General features: G+C 68.4%; 19 protein-coding genes and 1 tRNA gene. 4 read left to right on the plus strand and 16 right to left on the minus strand.

From position 1 onward, the window contains the following. Positions 1–13 precede the first annotated feature (13 nt). Positions 14–985, plus strand: a complete 972-nt coding sequence (locus PIGHUM_RS01640; protein WP_124077500.1) for a helical backbone metal receptor — start codon at positions 14–16, stop codon at positions 983–985. A gap of 27 nt (positions 986–1,012) precedes the next feature. Here the strand turns inward: PIGHUM_RS01640 and PIGHUM_RS01645 are convergent. Then, positions 1,013–1,088: transfer RNA gene (locus tag PIGHUM_RS01645), tRNA-Arg, on the minus strand. A 266-nt stretch (positions 1,089–1,354) separates the two neighbouring features. On the opposite strand from PIGHUM_RS01645, the gene PIGHUM_RS01650 reads away from it, so the two are divergent. Further along, positions 1,355–1,930, plus strand: coding sequence for a c-type cytochrome (locus PIGHUM_RS01650; protein ID WP_124077501.1), 576 nt, complete (start codon positions 1,355–1,357; stop codon positions 1,928–1,930). 49 nt (positions 1,931–1,979) lie between these two features. On the opposite strand, the gene PIGHUM_RS01655 is transcribed toward PIGHUM_RS01650, so the two are convergent. Continuing rightward, positions 1,980–3,206 carry a CaiB/BaiF CoA transferase family protein gene (locus PIGHUM_RS01655; protein WP_124077502.1) on the minus strand — a complete coding sequence of 409 codons (1,227 nt, stop codon included), beginning with the start codon at positions 3,204–3,206 and terminating at the stop codon, positions 1,980–1,982. 219 nt (positions 3,207–3,425) lie between these two features. Between PIGHUM_RS01655 and PIGHUM_RS01660 the strand changes: the two genes are divergently transcribed. Then, the gene (locus PIGHUM_RS01660) at positions 3,426–4,400 is read left to right on the plus strand and encodes a Bug family tripartite tricarboxylate transporter substrate binding protein (protein WP_124077503.1); all 975 of its coding nucleotides are present in this window, start codon (positions 3,426–3,428) and stop codon (positions 4,398–4,400) included. A 36-nt stretch (positions 4,401–4,436) separates the two neighbouring features. Here the strand turns inward: PIGHUM_RS01660 and PIGHUM_RS01665 are convergent, their stop codons facing one another. From PIGHUM_RS01665 to PIGHUM_RS23840, 12 genes are all read right to left on the minus strand, one after another. Next, entirely contained in the window at positions 4,437–5,210 is a 774-nt protein-coding gene (locus tag PIGHUM_RS01665; RefSeq protein WP_124077504.1) for a GntR family transcriptional regulator, read from the minus strand. 76 nt (positions 5,211–5,286) lie between these two features. Then, positions 5,287–6,060 carry a GntR family transcriptional regulator gene (locus PIGHUM_RS01670; protein WP_160142099.1) on the minus strand — a complete coding sequence of 258 codons (774 nt, stop codon included), beginning with the start codon at positions 6,058–6,060 and terminating at the stop codon, positions 5,287–5,289. A gap of 97 nt (positions 6,061–6,157) precedes the next feature. Beyond that, a complete protein-coding gene (locus tag PIGHUM_RS01675) occupies positions 6,158–6,553 on the minus strand; it encodes a RidA family protein (RefSeq protein WP_124077506.1) in 396 nt (131 codons plus the stop codon). Then, a complete protein-coding gene (locus PIGHUM_RS01680; protein ID WP_124077507.1) occupies positions 6,546–7,409 on the minus strand; it encodes an alpha/beta fold hydrolase in 864 nt (287 codons plus the stop codon). Before PIGHUM_RS01680 ends, PIGHUM_RS01675 begins: the two co-directional genes overlap by 8 nt. Before the next feature lie 54 nt (positions 7,410–7,463). Next, a complete protein-coding gene (locus tag PIGHUM_RS01685; RefSeq protein WP_124077508.1) occupies positions 7,464–8,603 on the minus strand; it encodes a DODA-type extradiol aromatic ring-opening family dioxygenase in 1,140 nt (379 codons plus the stop codon). Between the two features lie 2 nt (positions 8,604–8,605). Next, positions 8,606–9,364: a dienelactone hydrolase family protein gene (locus PIGHUM_RS01690; protein ID WP_124077509.1), complete on the minus strand. Its 759-nt coding sequence runs from the start codon at positions 9,362–9,364 to the stop codon at positions 8,606–8,608. 11 nt (positions 9,365–9,375) lie between these two features. Next, positions 9,376–11,562 carry a hydantoinase B/oxoprolinase family protein gene (locus PIGHUM_RS01695; RefSeq protein WP_124077510.1) on the minus strand — a complete coding sequence of 729 codons (2,187 nt, stop codon included), beginning with the start codon at positions 11,560–11,562 and terminating at the stop codon, positions 9,376–9,378. A 16-nt stretch (positions 11,563–11,578) separates the two neighbouring features. Next, positions 11,579–13,672 (minus strand): hydantoinase/oxoprolinase family protein, encoded by a 2,094-nt coding sequence (locus PIGHUM_RS01700; protein ID WP_124077511.1) that lies wholly within the window; start codon positions 13,670–13,672, stop codon positions 11,579–11,581. Between the two features lie 201 nt (positions 13,673–13,873). Then, entirely contained in the window at positions 13,874–15,898 is a 2,025-nt protein-coding gene (locus tag PIGHUM_RS01705; RefSeq protein ID WP_124077725.1) for a UvrD-helicase domain-containing protein, read from the minus strand. Positions 15,899–16,005: 107 nt separating this feature from the next. Then, complete coding sequence (locus PIGHUM_RS01710; protein ID WP_425466655.1) at positions 16,006–18,237, minus strand: primosomal protein N'; 2,232 nt, start codon at positions 18,235–18,237, stop codon at positions 16,006–16,008. Between the two features lie 377 nt (positions 18,238–18,614). Beyond that, positions 18,615–19,688: a uroporphyrinogen decarboxylase gene (gene hemE, locus PIGHUM_RS01715; RefSeq protein ID WP_124077512.1), complete on the minus strand. Its 1,074-nt coding sequence runs from the start codon at positions 19,686–19,688 to the stop codon at positions 18,615–18,617. 147 nt (positions 19,689–19,835) lie between these two features. Continuing rightward, entirely contained in the window at positions 19,836–19,982 is a 147-nt protein-coding gene (locus PIGHUM_RS23840; RefSeq protein WP_160142100.1) for a hypothetical protein, read from the minus strand. A 346-nt stretch (positions 19,983–20,328) separates the two neighbouring features. Here PIGHUM_RS23840 and PIGHUM_RS01720 point away from each other — a divergent pair, with 346 nt between their 5' ends. Next, positions 20,329–21,228, plus strand: coding sequence for a LysR family transcriptional regulator (locus tag PIGHUM_RS01720; RefSeq protein ID WP_124077513.1), 900 nt, complete (start codon positions 20,329–20,331; stop codon positions 21,226–21,228). A gap of 83 nt (positions 21,229–21,311) precedes the next feature. Here the strand turns inward: PIGHUM_RS01720 and PIGHUM_RS01725 are convergent, their stop codons facing one another. Both PIGHUM_RS01725 and PIGHUM_RS01730 read right to left on the minus strand, forming a co-directional pair. Next, on the minus strand, positions 21,312–22,040 hold the full coding sequence (locus PIGHUM_RS01725; protein ID WP_124077514.1) for a hypothetical protein: 729 nt from the start codon (positions 22,038–22,040) through the stop codon (positions 21,312–21,314). 155 nt (positions 22,041–22,195) lie between these two features. Then, positions 22,196–23,296, minus strand: a complete 1,101-nt coding sequence (locus PIGHUM_RS01730; protein ID WP_124077515.1) for a mechanosensitive ion channel family protein — start codon at positions 23,294–23,296, stop codon at positions 22,196–22,198. Positions 23,297–23,347 lie beyond the last annotated feature (51 nt).

Genomic DNA, 23,347 nt, shown 5'->3' on the forward strand with positions numbered 1-23,347 from the left:
ATCGCGGGCGCAGATGCGGCGCGCCGCCTGGCTCGCCCTGCTGGGCGCAAGCCTGGCCGGCACCGCCGGCCCGGCGGCCGGCCAGGCCGGCCGGCCGATTCACGCCAGCGACGACGCCGGCCGGCCGCTCGTCCTGCCTGCGCCGGCCCGGCGCATCGTATCGCTCGCCCCGCACGCCACCGAGCTGCTGTACGCGGCCGGGGCGGGCTCCCGCCTCGTCGGCGTCGACCGCGACAGCAACTATCCGCCCGAAGCCCTGAAACTGCCTCGCGGCGGCGACGGCATGCAGCCGAACGTCGAATACCTGCTCGCCCTCCAGCCCGACCTCGTGGTGCTGTGGGCCTATGGCGCCCGCTCGTCGGACGCGCTGCTGGACCGCTTCGGCATCGTCCGCTACACCAGCAATCCGCGCCGGCTGGCCGACATTCCCGACGCCATCGAAAGACTGGGCGAGCTGGCCGGCACCGCCGGCGCCGCCCGGGCCAGCGCCGAGCCGCTGCGGCGCCGGCTCGCCCAACTGCGCGCCCGCTACGCGGGCCAGGCGCCGGTGCGCGTCTTCTACCAGGTCGGCACGCAGCCCATGTATACGGTCAACGACGGGGGCATCATCGGCGATGCTCTGCGGACCTGCGGCGCCGTCAATATTTTCGGCGGACTCCCCGCCGCCTCGCCGCAAGTCAGCGCCGAAGGCGTGCTCCAACAGCGTCCCCAGGCCATCGTCATCGGCCGGTCCGGCCAGGGCGCCGAAGCCGCGCTGGCCGAATGGCGCACCCTCGGGCCCACGCTGACGATTCCTTCCAGCGCGATATGGACGGTCGACCCGGACACCATGCATCGGCCAGGGCCGCGCATGATCGCGGCGACGGCGCGGCTGTGCGAACGGATCGACGCGGTGCGCAAGGCGAACGCGGACGGCCTGCGGCCACAATCGGGGGAACGGGGAAAGAATGGGCGGGAAAGGGAGCCGCGTCGACGAGATCCGTAAAAACGGCATCGACGGGATCTGAAGAAATGGCGCGCCCGGCTGGGATCGAACCAGCAACCCCTGCCTTCGGAGAGCAGTACTCTATCCATTGAGCTACGGGCGCGTAACGCAAGATTGTACCTTGTCCTGGCCATTTCGTCTTTGGGCCGCGCCGGCAGCCGCGATAGGCGCTCGAGCCGCACAGGCGCACGCCATTGAACCGCCTGGGAGAGCTGCCGCTATAATCGGACGTTTACGTGCGGGGCGCAGCCGGCCTGGAGGAGAACTTGCCAGCCGCGTTTCCAACGCAAAACGCATCAAAGCAAGCCGTCATCAGAATCCGATAAACCCGCCGGATATCACCGGCACATAGACTTGCAGGACTTGGCAATGAGCAATGCGCAGCATACCCACGCGGAAGGCCATGAATCGCCGATCAGGACGCCCCGTCAACTGATCACGCTCGTCGTCCTGGCGTTCCTGGTTCCCATCATCACCATTTTGCTGCTCGTGAACTTCGTGGTCAGCGGCACCAAGTCCAACGCGGGCTCCGACGCCCAGAGCCCCGAAGCCATCATCGCCCGCATCAAGCCGGTCGGCGACTTCGAGCTGCGCGACGCCAACGGGCCGCGCGTGTTCCAGACCGGCGAGGCCGTCTACAAGGCCGTCTGCACCACCTGTCACGCCGCCGGCGTGGCCGGCGCACCCAAGTTCGGCGATTCCGGCTCGTGGGCCAAGTTCATCGCCCAGGGCTGGGACGCCATGCTCCAGGTCGCCATCCACGGCAAGGGCGCCATGCCCGCCAAGGGCGGCAACCCCGACCTCGACGACTTCGAAGTCGCGCGCGCGGTGGCCTACATGGCCAACAACAGCGGCGGCAATTTCAAAGAGCCCGAAGAACCCAAGCCGGCGGCAGGCGATGCCCCGGCCCCGGACGGCGCGGCCGCCGACCAGCCCGCCAAGTAAACCCCGCGCGCCGCCGGGCGCGTGGCCGGCAACGGCGCAGCGCCCGGCCTCAGCCGCCGCGCGCGATGCGGCGGACTTCCTCTTCGCTCAATCCCAGGCATTCGCGCAGCACGGCCTCCGTATCCTGCCCCAGCAAGGGCGGCGCGCTGCGGTACTGCACGGGCGTATCCGACAGCCGCAGCGGACTGGCCACCGAGGGCGCCGTCCCGGCCAGCGGATGCGGCAGGTCCAGGCGTATGCTCCGGGCCAGCACCTGCGGATCGTCGAACGCCTGCTCGATCGTGTTGATCGGCCCGCAGGGCACGCCGGCTTCCTCCAGCCGCGCCAGCCAGTAGTCGCGCGGACGCCGCTCCATGATCGCGGCCAGCAGCGGCACCAGCTTGTCGCGGTTCAGCACGCGCTGGCTATTGGTGCGGTAGTCGGGATCGTCGGCAAGCTGCGGCGCCTCCAGCACGCCGCAGCAGGCGCGGAACTGGCCGTCGTTGCCCACCGCCACGATCAGGTGTCCGTCCGAAGCGGCGAACACTTGGTACGGCACGATGTTCTGGTGCGCATTGCCGGCCCGCTGCGGGGCCACGCCGGACACCAGATAGTTCGACGCCTGGTTGGCCAGCATGGCCACCACGCTGTCCAGCAGCGCGATGTCCAGCCGCTGGCCCAGGCCGCTGCGGTGGCGCTCTTCGAGCGCGGCGAGGATGCCGACCGTGGCGTACATCCCGGTCAAGATGTCGGCCACCGCCACGCCCGCTTTCTGCGGCCCCGCGCCCGGCACGCCGTCGCGCTCGCCGGTGATGCTCATGAAGCCGCCCAGGCCCTGGATCATGAAATCGTAGCCGGGCCGCGACGCATACGGGCCCGTCTGGCCGAAGCCGGTGATCGAGCAATAGATCAGCCGGGGGTTGTCCGCCTTCAGGCTCTCGTAGTCCAGCCCGTACTTGGCCAGCCCGCCCACCTTGAAGTTCTCGATGAAGATGTCGCTGCGCAGCGCCAGCTCGCGCACCAGGCGCGCACCCTCGGGGGTGGCGATGTCCAGCGCCACCGAACGCTTGTTGCGGTTCACGCTCAGGTAGTAGGCCGCTTCCTTGGTCTCCCTGCCCTCGGTGTCCTTGAGGAACGGCGGCCCCCAGCTGCGCGTATCGTCGCCGCTGCCCGGCCGCTCGATCTTGATCACCTCGGCGCCCAGGTCGGCCAGGTTCTGCGTACACCACGGCCCGGCCAGCACGCGCGTCAGGTCGAGGACGCGGATGCCGGCCAGGGAGGAAGAACGTTCGGTCATTGTTCTGCTCGGTTTTCGGTAAGGGGATGCCGGATGATCGGCGGCCGCAATGCAGCGCCGTAAGCTTACCGCAGCCCTGGCGGCGGCTTCTCCCCCTGCTGTTTTCCCTTCTTCCGTCCGATAATAACTAGTAGTATAGTTTACTGACCTATTAGCAAAGACGGCCGGTCCCACGCGACGGCCGCGCGCGCCTTCCGCAGGCGCAAGAAGGAGACGACCTTGCAGCTCACCCACCCATGGCGCGCGGCCCTGGCCGCCCTGGCCCTGGCCTGTGTTCCCGCCGCGCACGGCGAAGAATTCCCGGCGCGCCCGATCCGCCTCGTCACCCCTTATCCTGCCGGCCTGACGCCGGACGTCGCCACGCGCGTCATGGCCGAGAAGCTCGGCAAGCTCTGGGGCAAGCCGGTCGTCATCGAAGCCAAGCCGGGCGCCAACGGCTTCCTGGCGCTGGGCGCCGCCAAGCAGGCCGCGCCGGACGGCTACACCCTGCTGGTCGTGGGCGACGCCCACATGACGACCAATCCCAAGCTGCTGTCCTCGGTCCCCTACGATCCGCAGAAGGACTTCGCGCCGGTCTCGCTGTTCTTCCGCGCGCCCTTCCTGTTCTACACGTCCGCCGCGGCGCCCTATGCCTCGATGCGCGATCTGGTCGAGGCGGCCCGCAAGGATCCGAAGAAGATCACCTACGGCACGCCCTACGTGGGCAGCCCCGCCCACTTCGGCGGCGCCATCCTGGCCCAGGCCACGCGCACCGAGATGATGCCGGTGCACTACAAGGAAGGCGCGCAGATCTACACGGCCGTCGCCAACGGCGACATCAGCTTCAGCGTCGCCACGATCGGCTCGGGCCTGCCGCTGGTCAAGGCCGGCAAACTGAAGATGCTGGCCACCGCGTCGCCGCAGCGGCTGGCCGACTACCCGCAGGTTCCCACCGTGAAGGAATCCGGCGGTCCCGACCTCTCGATAGAGACCTGGGTCGGCCTGGTCGCGCCGGCGGGCACGCCTGCGGCCGTGGTGCAGAAGCTCAATGCCGGCATCGCCCAGGTGCTGAAGGATCCCGAACTGATCGAGAAATTCGCGGCGCTGGGCATCGAGCCCCAGAGCAGCACGCCGGCCGAGTTGTCCGCGCGCGTGAGCGACGAACTGGCCGAGGTGGAAACGCGCATCAAGGGGCTGGGCATCAGCATCGAATAGCCGCGCCGCGGGCGGCCGGCACGCCAGGCGCCGCCGCTATTTCAGCCGCATGTGCACCCGCACGAAGTCGCTGCGGAACAGGCCCTGGGATTCGTAAACCAGGACTTCGTCCGTGTCGAACACCGAGCGGGTGACCACCATGATGGCGGTGTTCACCGCCACGTCCAACAGCTGCGCCACCTCGAAGTCGGCGTTGCTGGCCTGGATGGTCTGCTCGGCGCGGCCGATACGCTCGCCCGCGTGCTTCTGTATCAGCCGCATGGGCACGGGCGAGTTGAACGCCTTCTTGCCGATGGCGCGGAAGATCGTGCGCTCGACGTACGAGTCGCCCACGAAATACGGGATCTGGTTGTGCTTCTGCAGCCGGCGCAGGTGCTGGTAGCCGTCGGGCGACAGCGAGCCGCCGTGGTGGTCGATCGATTGCGGCCGCATGACGGTGCTGCTTTCCAGCCATTCGATCTGGATGTCGGGCACGTGGTTGACCAGCGTGTCCCAGCTGGTCGGGATGTCGTAGAAGACCCCGCTCTGCGGCCGGCGCAGCACGAAGGTGCCGCGGCCGCGATAGCGGCCGATCAGCCCTTCGGACTCCAGGAAGCCGATGGCGTGGCGGATGGTGGCGCGCGCCACGCCCTCTTCGCGGGCCAGTTCGTCCAGCGACGGGATCTGCCGGTCCACCGCCCACTCGCCCGTTTCGATGCGCTTCCTGAAGGACATCACCAGCTTGACGTAGATGGGCGTCCCCACCTGGGCCAGGTTCGCAATGGCGGACGGCGGCGTCGTGCGGGCGGCGCGGGGCGGGGGCGAAGTCATGTGGCGGAATGTGCTGGTTGACTAGCCTTCCATTCTATCAGCGGCCTGTCCCGGCGTCGGAGGAAGCGACGCGCCGCTACTTCAGGTCGGTGTGGATCTCGACGAAATCGCCGCGGAAGACGCCCAGCGATTCGTAGACCAGCACGCCCTGGTGGTCCAGCACCGAGCGCGTCACCTGGATGACGGGGGCGCCCGAGGTCAGGTCGAGCAGGCGGGCGGTGTCGAGGTCGGCCACGCTGGCGCGCACGGTCTGTTCGGCATGGCCGACGCCGCCCGGCAGGCGGGCGTCCAGGACCTGCAGCGGAATGGGCTTGGCCAGCACGTCGGCGCCGAAGGCGGCATAGACGTTCTTTTCGATGTAGGTATGGCCGATGCCGTAGGGAATGCGATGGCGCAGCAGGCGGCGCTTGAGCGCCTGGTAGGCTTCGCCCAGCGCCGCTCCGGCGTGTACCGAGGCGGGCGGCTGCGCGCACTCGTGGCTTTCCAGCCACTCGACCTCGATGTCGGGCTGGGCTCCCGTGAGCTCGTCCCAGTTCATCGGGATGCGATACCAGATGTTGGACTGGGGACGCGCCATCACGAAGGTGCCGCGGCCGCGGAAGCGGCCGACCAGCCCCTCGGCCTCGAGCATGCCCAGCGCATGCCGCACCGTGACCCGGCCCACGTCGAATTCTTCCATCAGCTCGTCCAGCGACGGAATGCATTCGTTCAGCGGCCAGACGCCGTTCTCGATGCGCTGGCGGAACAGCGCGAAGAGCTGCGCGTACATCGGCAGCCCGCCGCGCGGGCCGCTCGTGGCGGCGCGCGCGGAAGTATCGGTAGAGGCGGTATTGCGTCGTGCTGATGCCATGGAGCGAATCACCTGCGGCGGATGGCCAGTCTCGCGCCCGGGGCGCAAACGCATATTGTGCCGGGGCGCGGCGGACATCGGCAAACGAGCCGCCCGGTCACGGCGCCAGCGCGATCACGTCCAGCGCATAGTGCGCGTTGCCGCCGGGTGCTCCATTGGCATCCGCGACGCCCACGGCAATGCGGGCGGGTGGATCCTCCGGAAAGAACGCCATCCACGCCTGATGGAAGGCCTTGCGCTTTTCCAGGTCATGCAGATAGAGCGTGACCTTCACCACGTGCCGGAGCGTCGCCCCGGACGCGGCCAGCACCGCCTCGACGTTGCGCAGGGCCTGGCAGGCCTGCTCAAAAGGGTCGTCGGGCATGCGGTCGGTGGCCGGATCGCGGCCGCGTATGGCCGACAGGAACAGAAAGCCGCCCGCCCGCACGCCGGGCACCATGCCGGCCATGCGTTCGGGCGCGTCCGGCGACTGCGGCATGGTCTGCCTATCCATGCAGGAACTCCCGGATGATGGCGGCGGCGCGGTCCGGCGCGTCGGTCTGCACCTGGTGCCCAGCCCCTTCCACCCATTCGATGCGCGCGTCGGGCAGCATCTCGGCCAGCGCGCGCCCGGTGGCGGGAACGGCGAAGGTGTCCTGCGTGCCCCACAGAATCAGGGTGGGAATGCGGCGCGTCAGCGCAGGCAGCGCTTCCTGCCACTGGGTCTGCAGCTTGAGCACCGGGTCGTTGCGCACGAACTCGATGCCCTGCGCCATGCGCTGGAAGGCCTCGAACGCGCCCGGCCGCGTGGCGGCGCGCTGGCGCTCGTCGATGAGCGCGTCGGTGATGCGCGCCTTGTCGATGATCAGGGCCTCGAGCAGGCGCTTCATGCCCGCGCGCGAACCGTCATAGCCCATCAGCGCGTGCATCGCCTCGTTCGGCGCCTGCTTGAGGCCCAGCGAGCCGGCGATGGTGAGCGAAGAAACGATGACCAGCTTCTCGACGCGGTCCGGATGCAGCATGGCGTAGTACACGCCCGACCAGGCCCCCTGCGAATTGCCCAGCACCGAGAACTTGTCCAGGCACAGCGCGTCGACGAAATCCGCCATGTGCGCCGCGCGGCTGATCAGCCCGTAGGGCGTGGGCGCCTGGGTGTCCGTCAGCCCGAAGCCGCCGATGGAATCGGGCGCGACCACCCGGAAGTCCCTGCCCAGCAGCGGCAGCACGGGCCCCATGCCCGATGCGCCGGACGAGCCCGCGCCGCCGCCGTGCAGCGCGACCAGGGTGCTGCCCTGGCCGCCCGCTTCCGCGTAGTGCGTGCGGACGCCGTTGGCCAGTACCCAGCGCGAACGAATTGCCGTGTCATTCATGGTCGATGTCTCCAGTCGAAGAGCCGGACCCCGCCCGTCGCGGGGCCCGCTTGCTCAGTTGCCGTGCCGCGGCGACAGGCCGCGGTCGCGGTAGGCCTGCACGTAGCGCAGTCCCAGGGTTCCGGCGAAATTGCGGATCAGGAGCGGATGCACGCCCCATTCGTACAAGGTGGCCAGGTCCCGCTCGCGCAGGACGCGCCGCTCCTCGTCGTCCAGCGCATGGCCATCGAAGGCGTCGCCGGCATCGGCCTTCAACGCCGCCTGCAGCGCCGGCTCCTTGTCGAAGCGGAACAGGTAGCGCTCCAGCGCATGCCGGTCGCTTCCCGCCGCGCCCGCTTGCGCGGGCAAGGCTTCGCGCGTGTCCGTCTCGGGCAGCAGCAGCTCGGTCACGCCTATCCCGGTCACCCAGGCCGCCACCGGCTCGTAGGCCGCCACCCGCGCTCCGGTGGCCCGGGCCGCGCCCGCCGCCAGCAGCCAGTTGCGGATCTCGGCCGCGCCGTTGCCGGCGCTGCGCACCACCTCGGCCGCGTCCCACCCCGCGATCTCGTCGAACCGGCCGGCGGCGAAGCCCTCCAGGAAGCGTCGGTCGAAATCGCGGTTGATGTGTCCGGTCTCGGGCATGCCGACCCAGTGGCTCAGCCCGCCGGTGCCGAGCACGGCCACCCGGGGCGCCAGGTCCTGCGCGCGCAGCGCGTCGCCCAGCGCTCGCCCGAAGGCCAGGCAGCGGTCCAGGCGCGGCAGCGGCTCGATGGTGCAGTTCACGTACACCGGCAGCACCGGCGCGTCCCAGCCGGCCAGCAGCAATTGCAGCGGACACGAGAAGCTGTGGTCCAGCGGCAGGCCGCGCGCGCCGGCCGCGTCGAAACCGGCCGCCACCATGCCCGCGTGCACCGCTTCGCCCAGGTTCGCCACGCCGGTGTAGTCCCGCTTGGGCACGCCGAACTCCCCGTGCCCCGGAAACGCCGCGCCCGTGCCGATGGCGAATACCGGCAGCGCGGCCTGGTCGAAGGTCAGGAAATGGTCGGTGGCGGCGACCACGAGCACGTCCGGACGCGCCGCGCGGAGCGAGGCGGACAGGGCCGAGAAGGCCTGGAACACCCGGTCTGCGCGCGCCAGGTCGTCCGGGTCGCCCTTGGGCGCGCGCATCATGGCGCCCGTATGGGCCGTGGCGGCGGCCCAGACGATCTCGCTCATGTTCAATCCCCCGCGTCCAGATGACGATGCAGGAAGTCCACGAATCGCTCATAGGTCAGCGCGGCGGCCTCGGGCGAATACCGTTCCAGCGTGCTGTCCATGTAGGCATGGCGCGCGCCGGGATAGACGTGGAACGCGATGGGCGCGGGCGCCTGCGATTCGAGCGCCTCCTTCAGCGCCAAGGTCTGATCCATGGGAATGGCTTCGTCGGCGTCGCCGAAATGCAGTTGCATGGGCGCCTGGATGCGCGGCGCCAACTCGATGCGCGAGCGGTCGCGGCCGTCGGGCGAATAGGCGGCCGGCACCACCGGCAGCGCGTACAGCACCACCGAGCAGGCCAGGTCGCGCGTGCCGGCGGCCCAGGCCAGCACCGTGCCGCCCCCCAGGCAATAACCGAGGGCGCCGACGCGGCCCACCCGCGGCTGCGTGCGCAGCCACTCCAGCGCCGCCTGGCAGTCGGGCACCACGACTTCGTCGCGCGCGGCGATGAAGGCCTTGCTGCGCCGCTCCTCGACGGTGGTGTAGTCCTGCGGCGGACGGCCGCCGATGCGGCTGTACGGGTCCACCGTCAGGACGATGAAGCCCTCGGCCGCGAGGCGCCGCGTTTCTTCCTGGCGGTGCTCGGTCACTCCCAGGTTCTCGGGCGCGCAGACCACCGCGCCCAGTACGTCGTCGCCATCGGGCTCGGCCAGGTAGCCCCGCACCTGGTCGGCGCCGCTGGGAAAGGTCACCCAACGGCCGTGGCTGGTTCGCTTGTTCATGGATGCCTCCTTCAGGCCGCGACCTGGATGTCGAACAGGGATGCCTCGCCCTTGCGGCGCACCTCGACGTCGAGCAGCGTGGCGCAATGCGGGCAGGCGTGCTGGACGACTTCGAGGTCGTGGTGGATGCGCACGCGCGGTCCCAGGTCCTCGGGGGTGGCCAAGTAGTGGCGCGCGTAGTCCTTCCAGTTCTCCGCCGCCGGCGCGATGGCGGTGTCGCAGCTGTTGCAGACCAGGTAGGGCGTGCCGGCCGCGCGCACGATGCGCGCCACGTCGCCGACGATGGCCACGGGTTCGGCTCTCGCCGTTTCCGGCCGAACGGCCAGCGCCTTGCCAGCGGGCCACGTCAGCCTGCGCTGGCGGATCGCGGCGCGCGCCACGTCGGTGGCGGCCTCGTCCAGCGCGCCGCCCTTCGTCACCACGCCGAAGATGTGTTCGGCCACCTGGGCCGAAAAGGCCCCGGCCGCGACATCCTCGGCCACGCTGTCCGCCGGCCGGCCCAGCGGATCGCCCCAGCCGCCGCCAGCGGTGGGATTGCATTCATAGACGTCGTCCTTGCCGAACTCGAACTCGGGCGGCTTGGCGTTGAACTCGACTTCCTCGCCTTCCAGGCCGTCCATGCGGTCGGGGAACACGCCGTCCGCCAGCAGCTGGCGGATGTTGCTGTGGCGCAGGAAGCGGCGATGGTTGCAGCCGCTTGGATAGCCGCCGAACAGGCCGCGCGAGGTGGGCGACTGGTAGCCGTGGCAGGCGACCAGCGATTCGACCTCGTCCACGCCGTGCAGCACGAAGGCCGCGCCGGCGGCCTGGCCGCCCACGTTGCGGCCGGCGCCGGAGCTGTCGGTAATGATGCGGCGGTACATGTACAGCACCGGCAGCTTCAGCTCGGTGGTCTCGACGTTGGGCGCGCGGCCCGCGGTGATGTTGCGCTGGCCCGAGACGCTCACGCCGTCGCGGTGCGCATAGGCGCCGCCGCCCGAGAGCATCACTTCGAGGATGGGCGCGGTGGCCGGTTCGCCGTACTGGTTGCGGCCGTGGATGTGGAACAGGTCCGGTCCGCTGGCCGGCGACGACTGGGCCTCGGCCAGGTAGTCCGGATGCGTGGCCATCAGCTTGGAGATGGCCTCGGTGGTGGTGACCTCGACCAGCCACATCGCGCCCAGCGGCCCCTGGCTGCACGGCGCGGGGAACTTGCACGAAACGATGGAGCCTTCGGTGGACAGCACTTCCAGCGGCCGCAGCAGGCCCTCGTTCCACGGCAGGTCGTAGGCGATGACCGGCAGGATGCCGGCGTACACGCCGGCCAGCAGGCCCGTACGCGTCGCGTTGACGAAGCCGGGCGCCTGCGGATCCGACCCGGTGTAGTCGAACACGATATGGTCGCCCTGCTTGCGCAGCTCGACGTGGATCTTGTAGATCTTGTTGTCGAAACCGTCGTGGTCCAGGAAGGCCTGGGCGCGGAACACGCCGTCGGGCAGCTCCTTCAGGCGCTTGCGCATCTTGGTCTCGGACAGGTTCATCATGCCGTCCATCACCGTCAGCACCGTGTCCACGCCGTACTTGGCGATGGTGTCCAGCAGGCTCTTCACGCCGATGTTGTTGGCCGCCATCAGCCCCTTCAGGTCCAGGCTGATGTTGGTGGGCAGGCGCGACATGCCGGTGATGAAGTTCAGCACGTCGCTGCGCAGTTCGCCGCGGTCGATGATCTTGACCGGCGGGATCAGCATGCCTTCCTGGCGGATGTCCTTGGCCATCGAGGCGAAACTGCCCGGCACCATGCCGCCCACGTCCAATTGGTGGGCGCAGGCGCCGGTCCAGCCGATGCGCCTGCCGTCGACGAAGATGGGTGCCAGCACGCCCACGTCCGGGCAATGCAGCGCGCCCTTGTGCGGGTGGTTGACGATGAACATGTCGCCCGGATTGATGCCGACCGTGTCCTCGCAATCCTCGATCACGTGCTTGACCATCAGCGACAGCGAGGCCGCGTGGAAGGTCACCGTCTTGCCCATGGTGACCACTTCGCCGAAGGCGCGGTAAAGGCCGGTGTTGAAATCGGTCGCCTCGTTCACCAGCGCCGACCCCGACACCGAGGCCAGCGTGGCGGCCTGCTCGTCGGTGATCGACAGCAGCCGGTGGCGGATCACCTCGAAGGTGATCGGGTCGACCTCCTTGGCCGTGTATTCGTAGACCTGATGCATGCTCGTCTCGATAGCGTTATTGGTTGCGCGCGATGGAAATCACGAAGTTGCCGTAGGGCTCCATCTCGACCGACTGGTCCGGGCCGACGACGATGGTCGTGTCGGGCCGCTCGATGATGCAGGGGCCTGAGATGGCATGGCCGGGACCCACGTCCTCGCTGCGGTAGATGTCGGCGCGGATGAAGCCGTGGCCGTAGAAATAGACCTGGCGGTCGGACACCGGCCGGTTCGAGCGGCCGGCGCCCTCGACCTGGCGTGCCGCCGGCTTGATGACGGGGGACGTGCCCTCGACCCGCACCACGGTGAACTCCACGCCCGAACTGCGCAGCGCGGTGTTCTTGCCGTAGATGCGCTCGTACTGCGCCTCGAAGGCATCCACCAGCGCATCGACGTCGGCGGGCTGGAGCTGCCCGGCCGGCACCTCGACGCCGATCTCGTGCACCTGCTGACGGAAGCGCATGCCGATGTAGCGATGGATGGTGACGTCGTCGCCCAGCGCATCGCGCGCACGCTGCTCGATCTGGCCGAAGCCTTCGTTCAGGGCCGCGATGTCGATGTGCTCGGAGGCCCGCTTGAAGCGCGCCGGCGCGTGCTGGCCCACCGCCAGCGAGAACGAGCGGTGGCGGTCGCCCGTGACGGTGCCGTAGGCCGAATGCGCCGGTCCGGTGTTGGGCACGACCACCTTGCCGATGCCGGCCACCTCGGCGTACTGGTGCGCGTGCGTGGCGCCCGCGCCGCCGTAGGCCATCAGCACGAAGTCGCGCGGATCGTAGCCGGCGCGCAGCGTGACCCGGCGCAGCAGGTCCGCCATCTGGTTGTTGGCCACCTCGCGGATGCCCGCGGCCGCCTCTTCCACGCTCATGCCCAGCGGCTCGGCCACGTGCCTGCGCACGGCTTCGCGCGCGGCCTCGACGTCCAGCGCCATGCGTCCGCCGAGGAAGTAGCGCGGATCGATGATGCCCAGCACCACGTCCGCGTCGGTGATGGTCGGCTCGACCCCGCCGCGGCCATAGCACGCCGGTCCCGGCGTGGAGCCCGCGCTCTCGGGGCCCACGGTCAGGTGCCCGTCGCGCACGCGGGCGATAGAACCGCCGCCCGCACCGATGGCCGTGACCTTGATCGACGGCAGCGCCACGTGGAAGCGCCCTACCTCGCGCACCGTCTCCAGCAGCGGCTGGCCGTCCACGATCAGGCCCACGTCGAAGCTGGTGCCGCCCATGTCGGCCGTCAGCACGTTGCGGTAGCCCAGCAGGTCGCCCAGCTTCTGCGAAGCCAGCACGCCGCCGGCCGGCCCCGAAGTCAGCAGGTTGGCGGCCTGGAACGCGGCTTCGGCCGCGGGCAGCACGCCGCCGCCCGACTCCATGATGGAGATCGGACCCTTGAAGCCGAAGCGCCGGATCGCCCCTTCCAACCCGTTGATGTAGCGATGGATGACGGGGCCCAGGTAGGCGTTGATCGACGTGGTCGAGGTGCGCTCGTATTCGCCGATGATGGGCACGAGCAGCGAGGACGTGGTCACGAACAGCCCCGGCGCCTCTTCTTCCACCAGTTCGGCCAGGCGCTGCTCGTGCGCCGAATTGCGGAACGACCACAGCAGGCTGATGGCGATGGCTTCGACGCCCGCGTCGCGCAATTCGCGTATGGCCTGCCGGGCCGCCGCCTCGTCCAGCGGCACGATGACCTCGCCCTTGTAGTCCACCCGCTCGGCCATGCCCTTGATCAGGTTCGCCGGCACGATGGGCTCGGGCACGCGGCGCTTCGAGAAGTGCGAGATCTCGTGCGTGGGCATGCCGATCCAGCCGCCCATGGCGCGCTGGATGCGCAGCGTGTCCTCGAAGCCGCGCGTGGTCAGCAGCCCCGTCTTCGCGCCCTTGCGCTCGATGAACGCGTTGGTCGCCGCGGTGGTGCCGTGCGAGAAGTATTTCAGTTCCGCCACCAGCCGATCGGCCGGGATGCCCAGTTCCTCGGCCGCCAGTTTCATGGCGTCCAGCACGCCGCGCGTGCGGTCGTCGGGCGTCGTCAGCGCCTTGAAGATGCGCACGTCGCCGTCGTCGGACAGAAGAACGAGGTCGGTGAACGTCCCTCCGATATCCGTACCTATGTAAGACACGAGTCTTTCCTCCAGATGCCGCCCCAGCGGGCGATCGTTCCCCGGAACACGGCCGCCGCGCGGCCGCGTCCGAATCTGGCGCTATTAAAACCCGAAAAACATTCTATGTATAGAACTATAGAATGTTAAAAGACTAGGTAATTACCCTTTCTGGACCGCGCGGGCGCCGGCCAGCCAGCGCGGGACGCCCTGCGCCGTGGTTCAGTCTTTCTTTAGCAGGGACTTCAACCTGTCCAGCCTTTCCTTGGCGCTCAGCCCCGGCGTGGCATCGGCCACGCGGTCGTCTTCCAGCCCCATTTCCTTGATGAAGCGCGAGGGCTCGCGGGCGATTTCCTCACGGCCGCGCTTGCGCTTCTTGCACCAAGTGACGTTGAGGGTGCGCCGGGCGCGCGTGATGCCGACGTACATGAGACGGCGCTCTTCCTGCACGCGCGCCTCGATGGATTCGGCGGCTTTTTCGGGATCGCCTTGCTCGTCGTCCTTGCCCAGGTGCGGAAGCAGCCCCTCTTCGGTGCCGACCAGGAATACGTGCGGATATTCCAGGCCCTTGGAAGCATGCAGCGTGGACAGGCGCACGAGGTCGGGGTCTTCGTCGTCGCTCTTTTCGAGCATGGTGATGAGCGCGATGTGCTGGACCAGCGCCATCAGCGTCATGTCGTCTTCGTCGGCCTTGCGCTTGAGCCAGCCCAGCAGGTCGAGCACGGTCTGCCATCGGCTCTGCGCGCCGCGCTCGTCGAAGTGGTCGTAGAGGTAGTTCTCGTAGTTGATCGCGCGCACCAGGTCGTCGAGGATTTCGCCGGCGCTCTCGCCGCTCGCGGCGCCTTCGCCCTTGGCCGCCCCGGCGCGCCATTGCATGCGGTTGATGAATTCGCAGAACTCGCGCAACGGGCCGAGCTGGCGCGGCTGCAGGCGCTGTTCCAGGCCGGTCTCGAACACGGCGGCGAACAGCGGGATCTCGCGCTCGCCGGCATAGGTGCCGAGCGCTTCCAGCGTGCTCTGCCCCACGCCGCGCTTGGGCGTGGTGATGGCGCGGATGAAGGCGGGATCGTCTTCGTCGTTGGCGATCAGGCGCAGGTAGGCCATGATGTCGCGCACCTCGGCCTTGTCGAAGAAGCTCTGGCCGCCCGAGACCATGTACGGGATCTTGAGGTTGCGCAGCGCCTGCTCGATCATGCGCGCCTGGTGGTTGCTGCGGTACAGGATGGCGAAGTCGCGCCAGTCAGCCTTGAGCTCGAAGCGCGCGGCGGAGATCCGCATGGAGACGGATTCGGCCTCGGCTTCTTCATCGTCCATGGGAATGACGCCGATGGGGTCGCCCACGCCGAGATCGGACCACAGCTTCTTGTCGAACAGCTTGGGATTGTGGCCGATCACGCTGTTGGCCGCCGCCAGGATGCGCTGCATCGAGCGGTAATTCTGCTCGAGCTTGACGACCCGCAGGTTCGGATAATCGGTGGTCAGCTTGGCCAGGTTCTCGATGGTGGCGCCGCGCCAGGCATAAATGGCCTGGTCGTCGTCGCCCACCGCCGTGAACATCGCCCTCGGCCCGGTGAGCAGCTGCACCAGCCGGTACTGGCAGGCATTGGTGTCCTGGTATTCGTCCACCAGCAGGTAGCGCAGGCGCGACTGCCAGCGCTCGCGCGCCTCGGGATCGGATTCGAGCAGCCTGGCCGGGAGGCGGATCAGGTCGTCGAAATCCACCGACTGGTAGGCGCGCAGCGTGGCGTTGTAGCTGCGGTAGACGCGAGCCGCGTCGCGCTCGCTTTCCGTGGCCGCCAGGCGCTCGGCCTGGTCGGGCTCGACCAGCGCGTTCTTCCACAAGGAGATCGCGTTCTGTACGGCGCGGATGTGGCCTTTGTCCGTAGTTGCGACCAGATCCTGCACGATGCCCATGGCATCGTCGGCAGCGAGGATGGAAAACTGCGGCTTGAGTCCGACCTGCTTGGCTTCTTCGCGCAGCATCTTCACCCCCAGCGAGTGGAAGGTGCTGATGGTCAGCCCCTTGAGGGCATTGGGCGGAGCGATGGCCCCGACCCGCTCGGCCATCTCGCGCGCAGCTTTGTTGGTAAACGTGAGCGCGGCGACGTTGCGTGCGGAATAACCGCAATCACGCAGGAGATAGCCGATTTTCTGGGTGATGACGCGGGTCTTGCCGCTGCCCGCGCCGGCCAGCACCAGACACGGTCCATCGAGATAGCGCACCGCCTCGCGCTGCGCCGGGTTCATGCCGGCGTCGAGCGGCGGCAGCGCCGCCGCCTGCCCGCGGGTCTTGTCGAGACGGGCCTCGGCGCGGTTCATGGCGCGATCGGTAGCGGAGGGGGAAGAAGCGGTCATCAGATTTCCAGCGGGTCGACTTCCAGGTGCCAGCGCACCCGCGCCGCCGCCGGCAGGCGCGGCAGCGCGGCGGACCATGCCCGCAGGAAGGCCTGCAGGACGGGTCGGCTGTCGCTCTCGGCCAGCAGTTGGGCACGTTCGACATTGGCCACGCGCACCACGCGCAGCGGTACGGGATCATAGAGCGTAATCCGCGCCAAATCCGCGCATTGGGACAGATCCGTCCCACCGGCGAGGTCGGGACGCTCGGGCAGCGCGCGCGCCTGCGCCAGGAACTCCTGGGCCTGCGCCAGCTCGCGCGCCTCGGCGGTGAGCAGCGCCTGGAAAGCAAAAGGCGGCAGGCCCGCGGACTCGCGCTCGCGCAGCGCATAGCGGGCGAAACCGGCGTAATCGTGGCGGATCAGCGCCTGATAGAGCGGTTGTTCGGGATAGCCGGTCTGGATATAGACCTCGGCCGGCGTCCCCGCCCGGCCGGCCCGGCCCGCCACCTGCATCAGCTGCGCGAACAGCCGCTCCGGCGCGCGGAAATCGTGCGAGAACAGCATCGCGTCGGCATTGAGCACGCCGACGAAGCCGAGATTCTGGAAATCGTGCCCTTTGGCCACCATCTGCGTGCCCACCAGGATATCGATCTCGCCGGCGTGCACACGCGCGAAGAGTTCCTGCGCGCTGCCCTTGCGCCGGGTGCTGTCGGCGTCGATGCGGGCCACGCGCGCTCCCGGAAACACTTCCGCCAAGTGTTCTTCCAGACGTTGCGTGCCCCGCCCCATGGGCTGCAGGTCCTGATTGCCGCAATCCGGGCAGGCGGCGGGGACGCGATGCTGCCAGCCGCAATGGTGGCAGCGCAGTTCATGGCGCGCCGCACCGCCGGGCGCGCCCGAGGCCTGGCGATGCAGCACCATATAGGCCGAGCAGCGCGTGCAGCCGCTCACCCAGCCGCAGGCGTCGCAATGCAGCACCGGCGCATAGCCGCGCCGGTTCAGGAAGATCAGGGATTGTTCGCCGCGCTCCAGGCGCTCGCCCACCGCCTTGAGCAATTGCGGCGCCAGCCCCTGCACGAGACGCTGGTTGCGGGTATCGAGCAGGCGGATGCGGGGCGGCGCCGAGGCCAATGCACGCTGGGGCAGGGATAACAGAAGATAGCGGCCGTTCTGCGCGTGATGCCAGCTTTCAAGCGAAGGCGTGGCCGACCCCAGCACAATGGGCACGTCGCGTTCGCGCGCCCGCCAGATCGCCAGGTCGCGGGCCGAATAGCGCAGCCCCTCTTGCTGCTTGTAGGACGGATCGTGCTCTTCATCGACGACGATCAAGCCCAGCGCCGGCAGGGGGGTAAACAGCGACAAGCGCGTGCCCAGCAGCACCCGGGCCTGGCCCCGTACCGCGCGCAGCCAGGCTTCCAGGCGCTCGCCGTCGGCCAATCCGCTGTGCAGCACCGCCACGCCGCCCGGGCCGGCAATTGCCTCCAGGCGCCGGCGGAATACGCCTTCCAGCTGGGGAGTGAGGTTGATCTCGGGCACCAGCAGCATGACCTGGCGGCCTTGCTTGAGGACACGCTCGGCAGCGCGCAAATAGACTTCGGTCTTGCCGCTGCCCGTCACGCCATGCAGCAGCACGGGCTTGAATCCGGCCAGCCCGGCCAGGGCGTCGACAGCGGCCTCCTGGGCTTCGTTCAGTTGCGGCAGGACCGGCGCCAAGGCGGCGGAAGCATCGTCGGGCGAGCGGACCGCCGGATCCGGCATGTCTTCCCCCCCCTCCTCTTCCCGGCGCTTGCCACCGCGCCGGCTCGTCCTTGGCCGCGCCGCCTTGGCGGCGCGAGCGTCCAGGCGCGCCACCGGCCCGCCGGCCGACCGCGCCCCCTGATAGGAGGCGGGCTTGCGCAACGGGCCGGGCAGGGAAGGCAGCATCACCTCGCCCATGGGCCGCTGGTAATAATCCGCTGCAAAAGCGGCCAACTTCAGCCAATCCGCCGGGAAAGCGGGAAGATCGTCCAGCACTTGGATGACGTCCTTCACCTGCTCGGCAGCCACTGCGGGCACATCGGGCGTCTCCATGACGATGCCGACCAGCTCGCGCCGTCCAAAAGGCACGATGACGCGCGCCCCCGGCTCGACGCGCCCGGGCACGCGATAGTCGAACAGGCCAGCCAAGGGCACGTCCAGCGCCACGCGCACCCACGTCGTGGGATCCTGCTCCGCCGGGGCGGCGTCGGACCTGGGCTGGTCTGTGGACAACTCACGAACTCCGTCTATGCGTCACGGAACTCATCCGTGATGACTTAAAGTAAAACCTCTGAAAGCTTCCTAACCCCATTGCCCGGACAAGACTTTTCGCAGGCCTGGCCTCCTGTGGATAACTATGGGGACAACAGGGGTACAAAGCCGGGGATAACTGAAAGCCATGGGAAGGAAAGTCGCTTCCTTCATTTGGGAATATCAGAAAACTCTTTTTAAATCATGAGCTTATGAATATCCACGGAGTCTGTGGAAATAGGCGCTTTCGTTCCGGGCGAATGGCGCCGTATGTGCATAAGTCCAATCCGTCGTAGGAACAATCAGGGTTAGCACGGACCACTGGAGAACCGCGCCCATCCTCGTTCTGCGTGTAAACCTCAGGCCTGCCGGCGCTGCGCGCGGCTGTGTTCATGCACAGTCTGCACCAGCACTTCGACCGCCTCGGGCGGCGTGAACTGGGAGATCCCATGGCCCAGGTTGAAGACGTGGCCCGGCCCCGGACCGTAGCTATCCAGGGTACGGACGACCTCGGCGCGGATCGCGTCCGGTCCGCCGAACAAGGCCATCGGGTCGAGATTGCCCTGCAGCGCCACGCGGCCGCCCACGGCGGCGCGCGCCTTGCCGAGATTGACGGTCCAGTCCAGCCCGACGGCGTCGCAGCCGCAAGCCGCGATATCTTCCAGCCACAGGCCTCCGCCCTTGGTGAAGACGATCACCGGCACCTGCCGGCCGTCGTGGTGGCGAACCAGTTTCTTCACCACTTGCCGGGTATAGTCCAGCGAGAACTGCTGGAACAACCCATCGGCCAGCACTCCGCCCCAGCTATCGAAGATCATGGCGGCTTGGGCCCCTGCTTCGATCTGCGCGTTGAGGTAGGCCGCCACGGCCTCGGCATTGATCGACAAGATGCGGTGCATCAGGTCGGGCCGGCTGTACATCATGGACTTGACCGTGCGGTAATCGCTCGACCCCGCGCCTTCCACCATGTAACAGGCAAGCGTCCAGGGACTGCCGGAAAAACCGATCAACGGCACCCGACCGTGCAGTTCGCGCCGGATCTGGGCAACGGCGGCGAACACGTAGTCCAGCTCGGCCATGTCGGGAACGGCCAGCGCGGCCACGTCCGCCTCGGTGCGCAATGGCCGGGCAAAGCGCGGCCCTTCGCCGGCGGCGAAATCCAGCCCCAGTCCCATGGCGTCGGGCACGGTCAGGATGTCGGAAAACAGGATGGCGGCGTCCAGCGGATAGCGGTCCAGCGGCTGGAGCGTGACTTCGGTGGCGTAATCGGGATTCTTGGCCAGGCCGAGGAAAGACCCCGCGCGGGCACGCGTGGCGTTGTACTCGGGCAGGTAGCGGCCGGCCTGGCGCATGAGCCAGACGGGCGTGTAGTCCGTAGCTTCGCGCGCCAGCGCCCGCAGGAATACGTCGTTTTTCAATATCGGCTGGGACACGGGCTTGCCTCGCTTTGCACAAGCCCGTGATTTTACCCTGCCGGCGGGCCGGCCACGCCGTGCCCGGTCAGGCGGCGCACGTTCATGTGAAAAGGGGGAAGTACGCCGTATCGCCGTTTCACGCACCGATACGGGACGCAGCAATTGTTACCGTGCCAGCAACAATACGGCAGCCATGAGAATGAAGGGCAGCAGCACCCGGGCGGCAGCCGAGAATACTTCGGCGGCGGAATGGCCGCAGACGCTTCGATGCACGTTCGGCGTTCGGACGGCGGGGGTGAAATGTGGAATCATGATGCGTTTCCTCGTCGCGGCGCGCGCCATCCTGCCAGGAGGCATGCGGGCCAGGTTGTCGTTGCAGGCAGCGAGCGGCGGCTCGCAGCGGCGCAAGAACGCTAAAGGTCGGGAACCGGCAGAACCGGGGAAGCGCGTAAGACACGGGCAGCGCGCGAACCGGAGGCGGCATGCTTGGCATGCCGGGCCGCGCCTGCGGGAAACGTGGCAGGGCGCCTTGCGCTCGGACCGCGGCGTAGCGGGCTGAACATGGGGTCGCTCCTTGAAAAAGGATGAGATTGCGTGTTTTCAGTATAGGCCCCCATTGCTTGGATGCCGTAACCACATTGTTCATTAAAATAGAACAATGGAAAAATTGACTCCCGTCCGGGCCTTCCTGGCCGTTGCCGATACCGGCAGCTTCACCGCCGCCGCTCGCAAGCTCGCGCTGTCACGCTCGGCGATCACCGGCCACATCCAGGAACTGGAACGCCACCTGGGCACCCAATTGCTCAACCGCACCACCCGCCGGGTCTGGCTGACCCGCGAGGGCCAGCGCTATGCGGAGCGGGCCGCCCGGCTCGTGGACGGCCTGGACGCGCTCGACGCCGAGTTGCAGTCGCGCGCGGGCCGGGCCGAGGGCCACCTTCACGTGGAGATGTCGGAATCCCTGGCCAACGCCCGGGTAATTCCGCGCCTGCCCGAGTTTGTCCGCGCCTACCCCGACGTATCGCTGCGCATCTCGCTCAACGAAGGCGTGGTCGACCCCGCCGTCTCGGGCGCCGACATCGGCCTGCGCGTAGGGCCGCTGCGCGACTCGGCGCTGCGGTTCAAGCTGCTGGGCCGCGGCAACTACATCATGGCCGCCAGTCCCGCCTACCTGGCGCTGCACCCGCCGCCGCGCCACCCCGGCGAACTGCGGGAACACCGCCTGATCGAGTTCTGGGACGCGAACACCGGCAAACCCTACGACTGGCAACTGGTGAAGGGCCGCCAGACCGCCAGCGTGGCGGCCCAGGGCCAGCTCATCGTCGACAACACCCGCGCCGGGCTGACTTGCGCGCTCGCCGGCCTGGGCATTTATGAAGACCTGGACTTCCTGCTGACGCGGTCGCTGGCCGAACAACGCCTGATCCAGGTGCTGCCCGACTGGCGCCGCCCCGGCCCGCCCATCGCCGCCCTCTACACCGCGCGGCGGCCGACGCCGCCGCACGTCAAGGCTTTCGTGGACTTCCTGGTATCGATCTTCGGCCCCATGCGCACCTAAGGGCGATGCACCTCCCGCGAAGCACGACGGGTTTCAACCAGGATGCGGAGGATCCGGCTCCGCCGGTCCGCCCGCAGCTCCCCCTAGAAGGTGCCCGCGAAGCGGGTAGGCGATGGTCTCATCTTGCGATAGGCGTCGGCAGCGATCTCGTGCTTGCGCATCAACTGCCAGAACGCGCGGCGGTTCTTGCTCGCCGCGCGTGCGGCTTGCGAGATATTGCCCTCATAGCGCTGCAGCAGGCCGGAGATGTAGTGCCGTTCGAACTGGGTGACCAGGCGCGCCTTGGCGACCCGGAAGGCTTCGCCCTCGGCAGGGAAGGCGTCGGCCGCGGGCAGCGGCGGCCATTCCGGCTGTTCGTCCGGAACCCCGGGCGGCCGCAACACGGGGCGGTCGACGGCGGGCGCTCCCGCCGCCAGCATCAAGCGCGTCTTGAGTTCCTCGGTGCACATCGGATCGCGCATGAAATCCGCCAGGCCGAAAGCGAGCAGGTCCTGCAGCGCGGCGGACCTGAGCCCGCGCACCAGACCCAGCACCGGCGTATCCAGGATGCCCGCGGCCGACGCCAGCGCCATCCGCGTCCAACCCAAGGTTTCCACGGTGACCGGCAGCAGGCACACGTCGAAGCGCCGCAGCGCGACGGCCTGGCGCGACAGAGCATCGCCCGGCAGCATGCCGCCCTGCCCCGGCTGCGCCAGTTCCACGCAATGCAGCGCCACCCGGTCGGGTGCCAGCGTGCAGGCCTGCGCCAACTCCCGCATCCACCGTGCATGGGGCGGAATCATCAACAACGCGCAATCGATCGTTCCTCGCATGGGTGCCACCTCGTGTTGTGAGGCCCCAGACTAAGCATCGCACCCGGCCCGCACAATGCGAGCAACACACAAAGGGAGATCCCCGCATTCAGTTATGCCGCCGGCCGTCGTTAACGCGGAGTCCCGGCCGCCGGAGCGGAGCGCGAGAGGCCCGCCTAGGCCTGCTGCGGCACCGGTCGGATCGGATCCCGGTTCTTGCCCCCCTCCAGTTCCGCCCGCACTCGCGGCAGGCCGTCCGGATGATGGGCGGCAATGAAAGCCAGCAGCTTCTCGCGCAGAATGCAGCGCAGCTCGAACGCATCGCCGGAGCTGGCGGCGCTGATCAGGAAGCGCACCTGCATGGCCCGATCGGTGGTGTCGGTCACCTGCACCGCAGCCGCCCGGCCGTCCCAATATTTCGATTCGCGGCACAGCCGTTCGAATTCCTGCCGCACGGGCGCCAGCGGCACCGAGAAATCGAGCCACAGGAAGACGGTGCCCAGCAGCGTGGAGGTGCGATGCGTCCAGTTCTCGAACGGGTTTTCGATGAACCACTGCAGCGGCACGATCAGACGGCGTTCGTCCCAGATCCTGACCACCACGAACGAACCGGTAATTTCTTCCACCCGCCCCCATTCGCCCTGGACGATGAGCACGTCGTCGATGCGTATGGGTTGGGTAAAGGCGATCTGCAGCCCGGCGATGAAGTTGCCGAGCACCGGCCGCGCGGCGATACCGGCGACGAGGCCGGCCACGCCTGCCGAGGCCAGCAGGCTGGCGCCGAACTGCCGCGCGCCGGGCAAGGTCAGCAGCACGAAAGAAACGCCGAGCAATAGCGCGATCGCATGCGCGCTGCGCGCCAGCACCCGGGTCTGGGTCAATTTGCGGCGTGCCAGGAGATTGTCGGCCGCATCGTAAGGGTTGAGCTGGATCGTCGTATCGCTGAGCGACTGGATGCAGCTGCTGGCCAGCCACGTTACGCAGACGATCAGCAACACGGTCACGATATAGGACAGCCCCGCGGCATACGCCATTTCGTCGGGCGTGCCGCCGAGGACGACGCGCAGCGCCAGCAGCGCCATCACCCACAGGCTGGATCGGCGCGCGCCCAGGACCATCGCGTGCAGGTACGGCCGCGGCGCGGAGAGGCGGCGCAGGATCAGGAAGCCTGCCTGGTGCACGGCCGCCGCGATGGCCACCGCCACCACGGCGGCAAGGACCAGCACGAACCACGGCCGATAAGTCTCAGGAAGAAATTCCAGTGCCGGAAATGCCATGATCGAATCTCCCGTCGTGCAGCGTGCGCCTGTGCCGGACGCGGGCAGACC

Origin of the sequence: Pigmentiphaga humi (assembly GCF_900606115.1) — a bacterium.
GTDB classification, from domain to species: domain Bacteria; phylum Pseudomonadota; class Gammaproteobacteria; order Burkholderiales; family Burkholderiaceae_B; genus Pigmentiphaga; species Pigmentiphaga humi.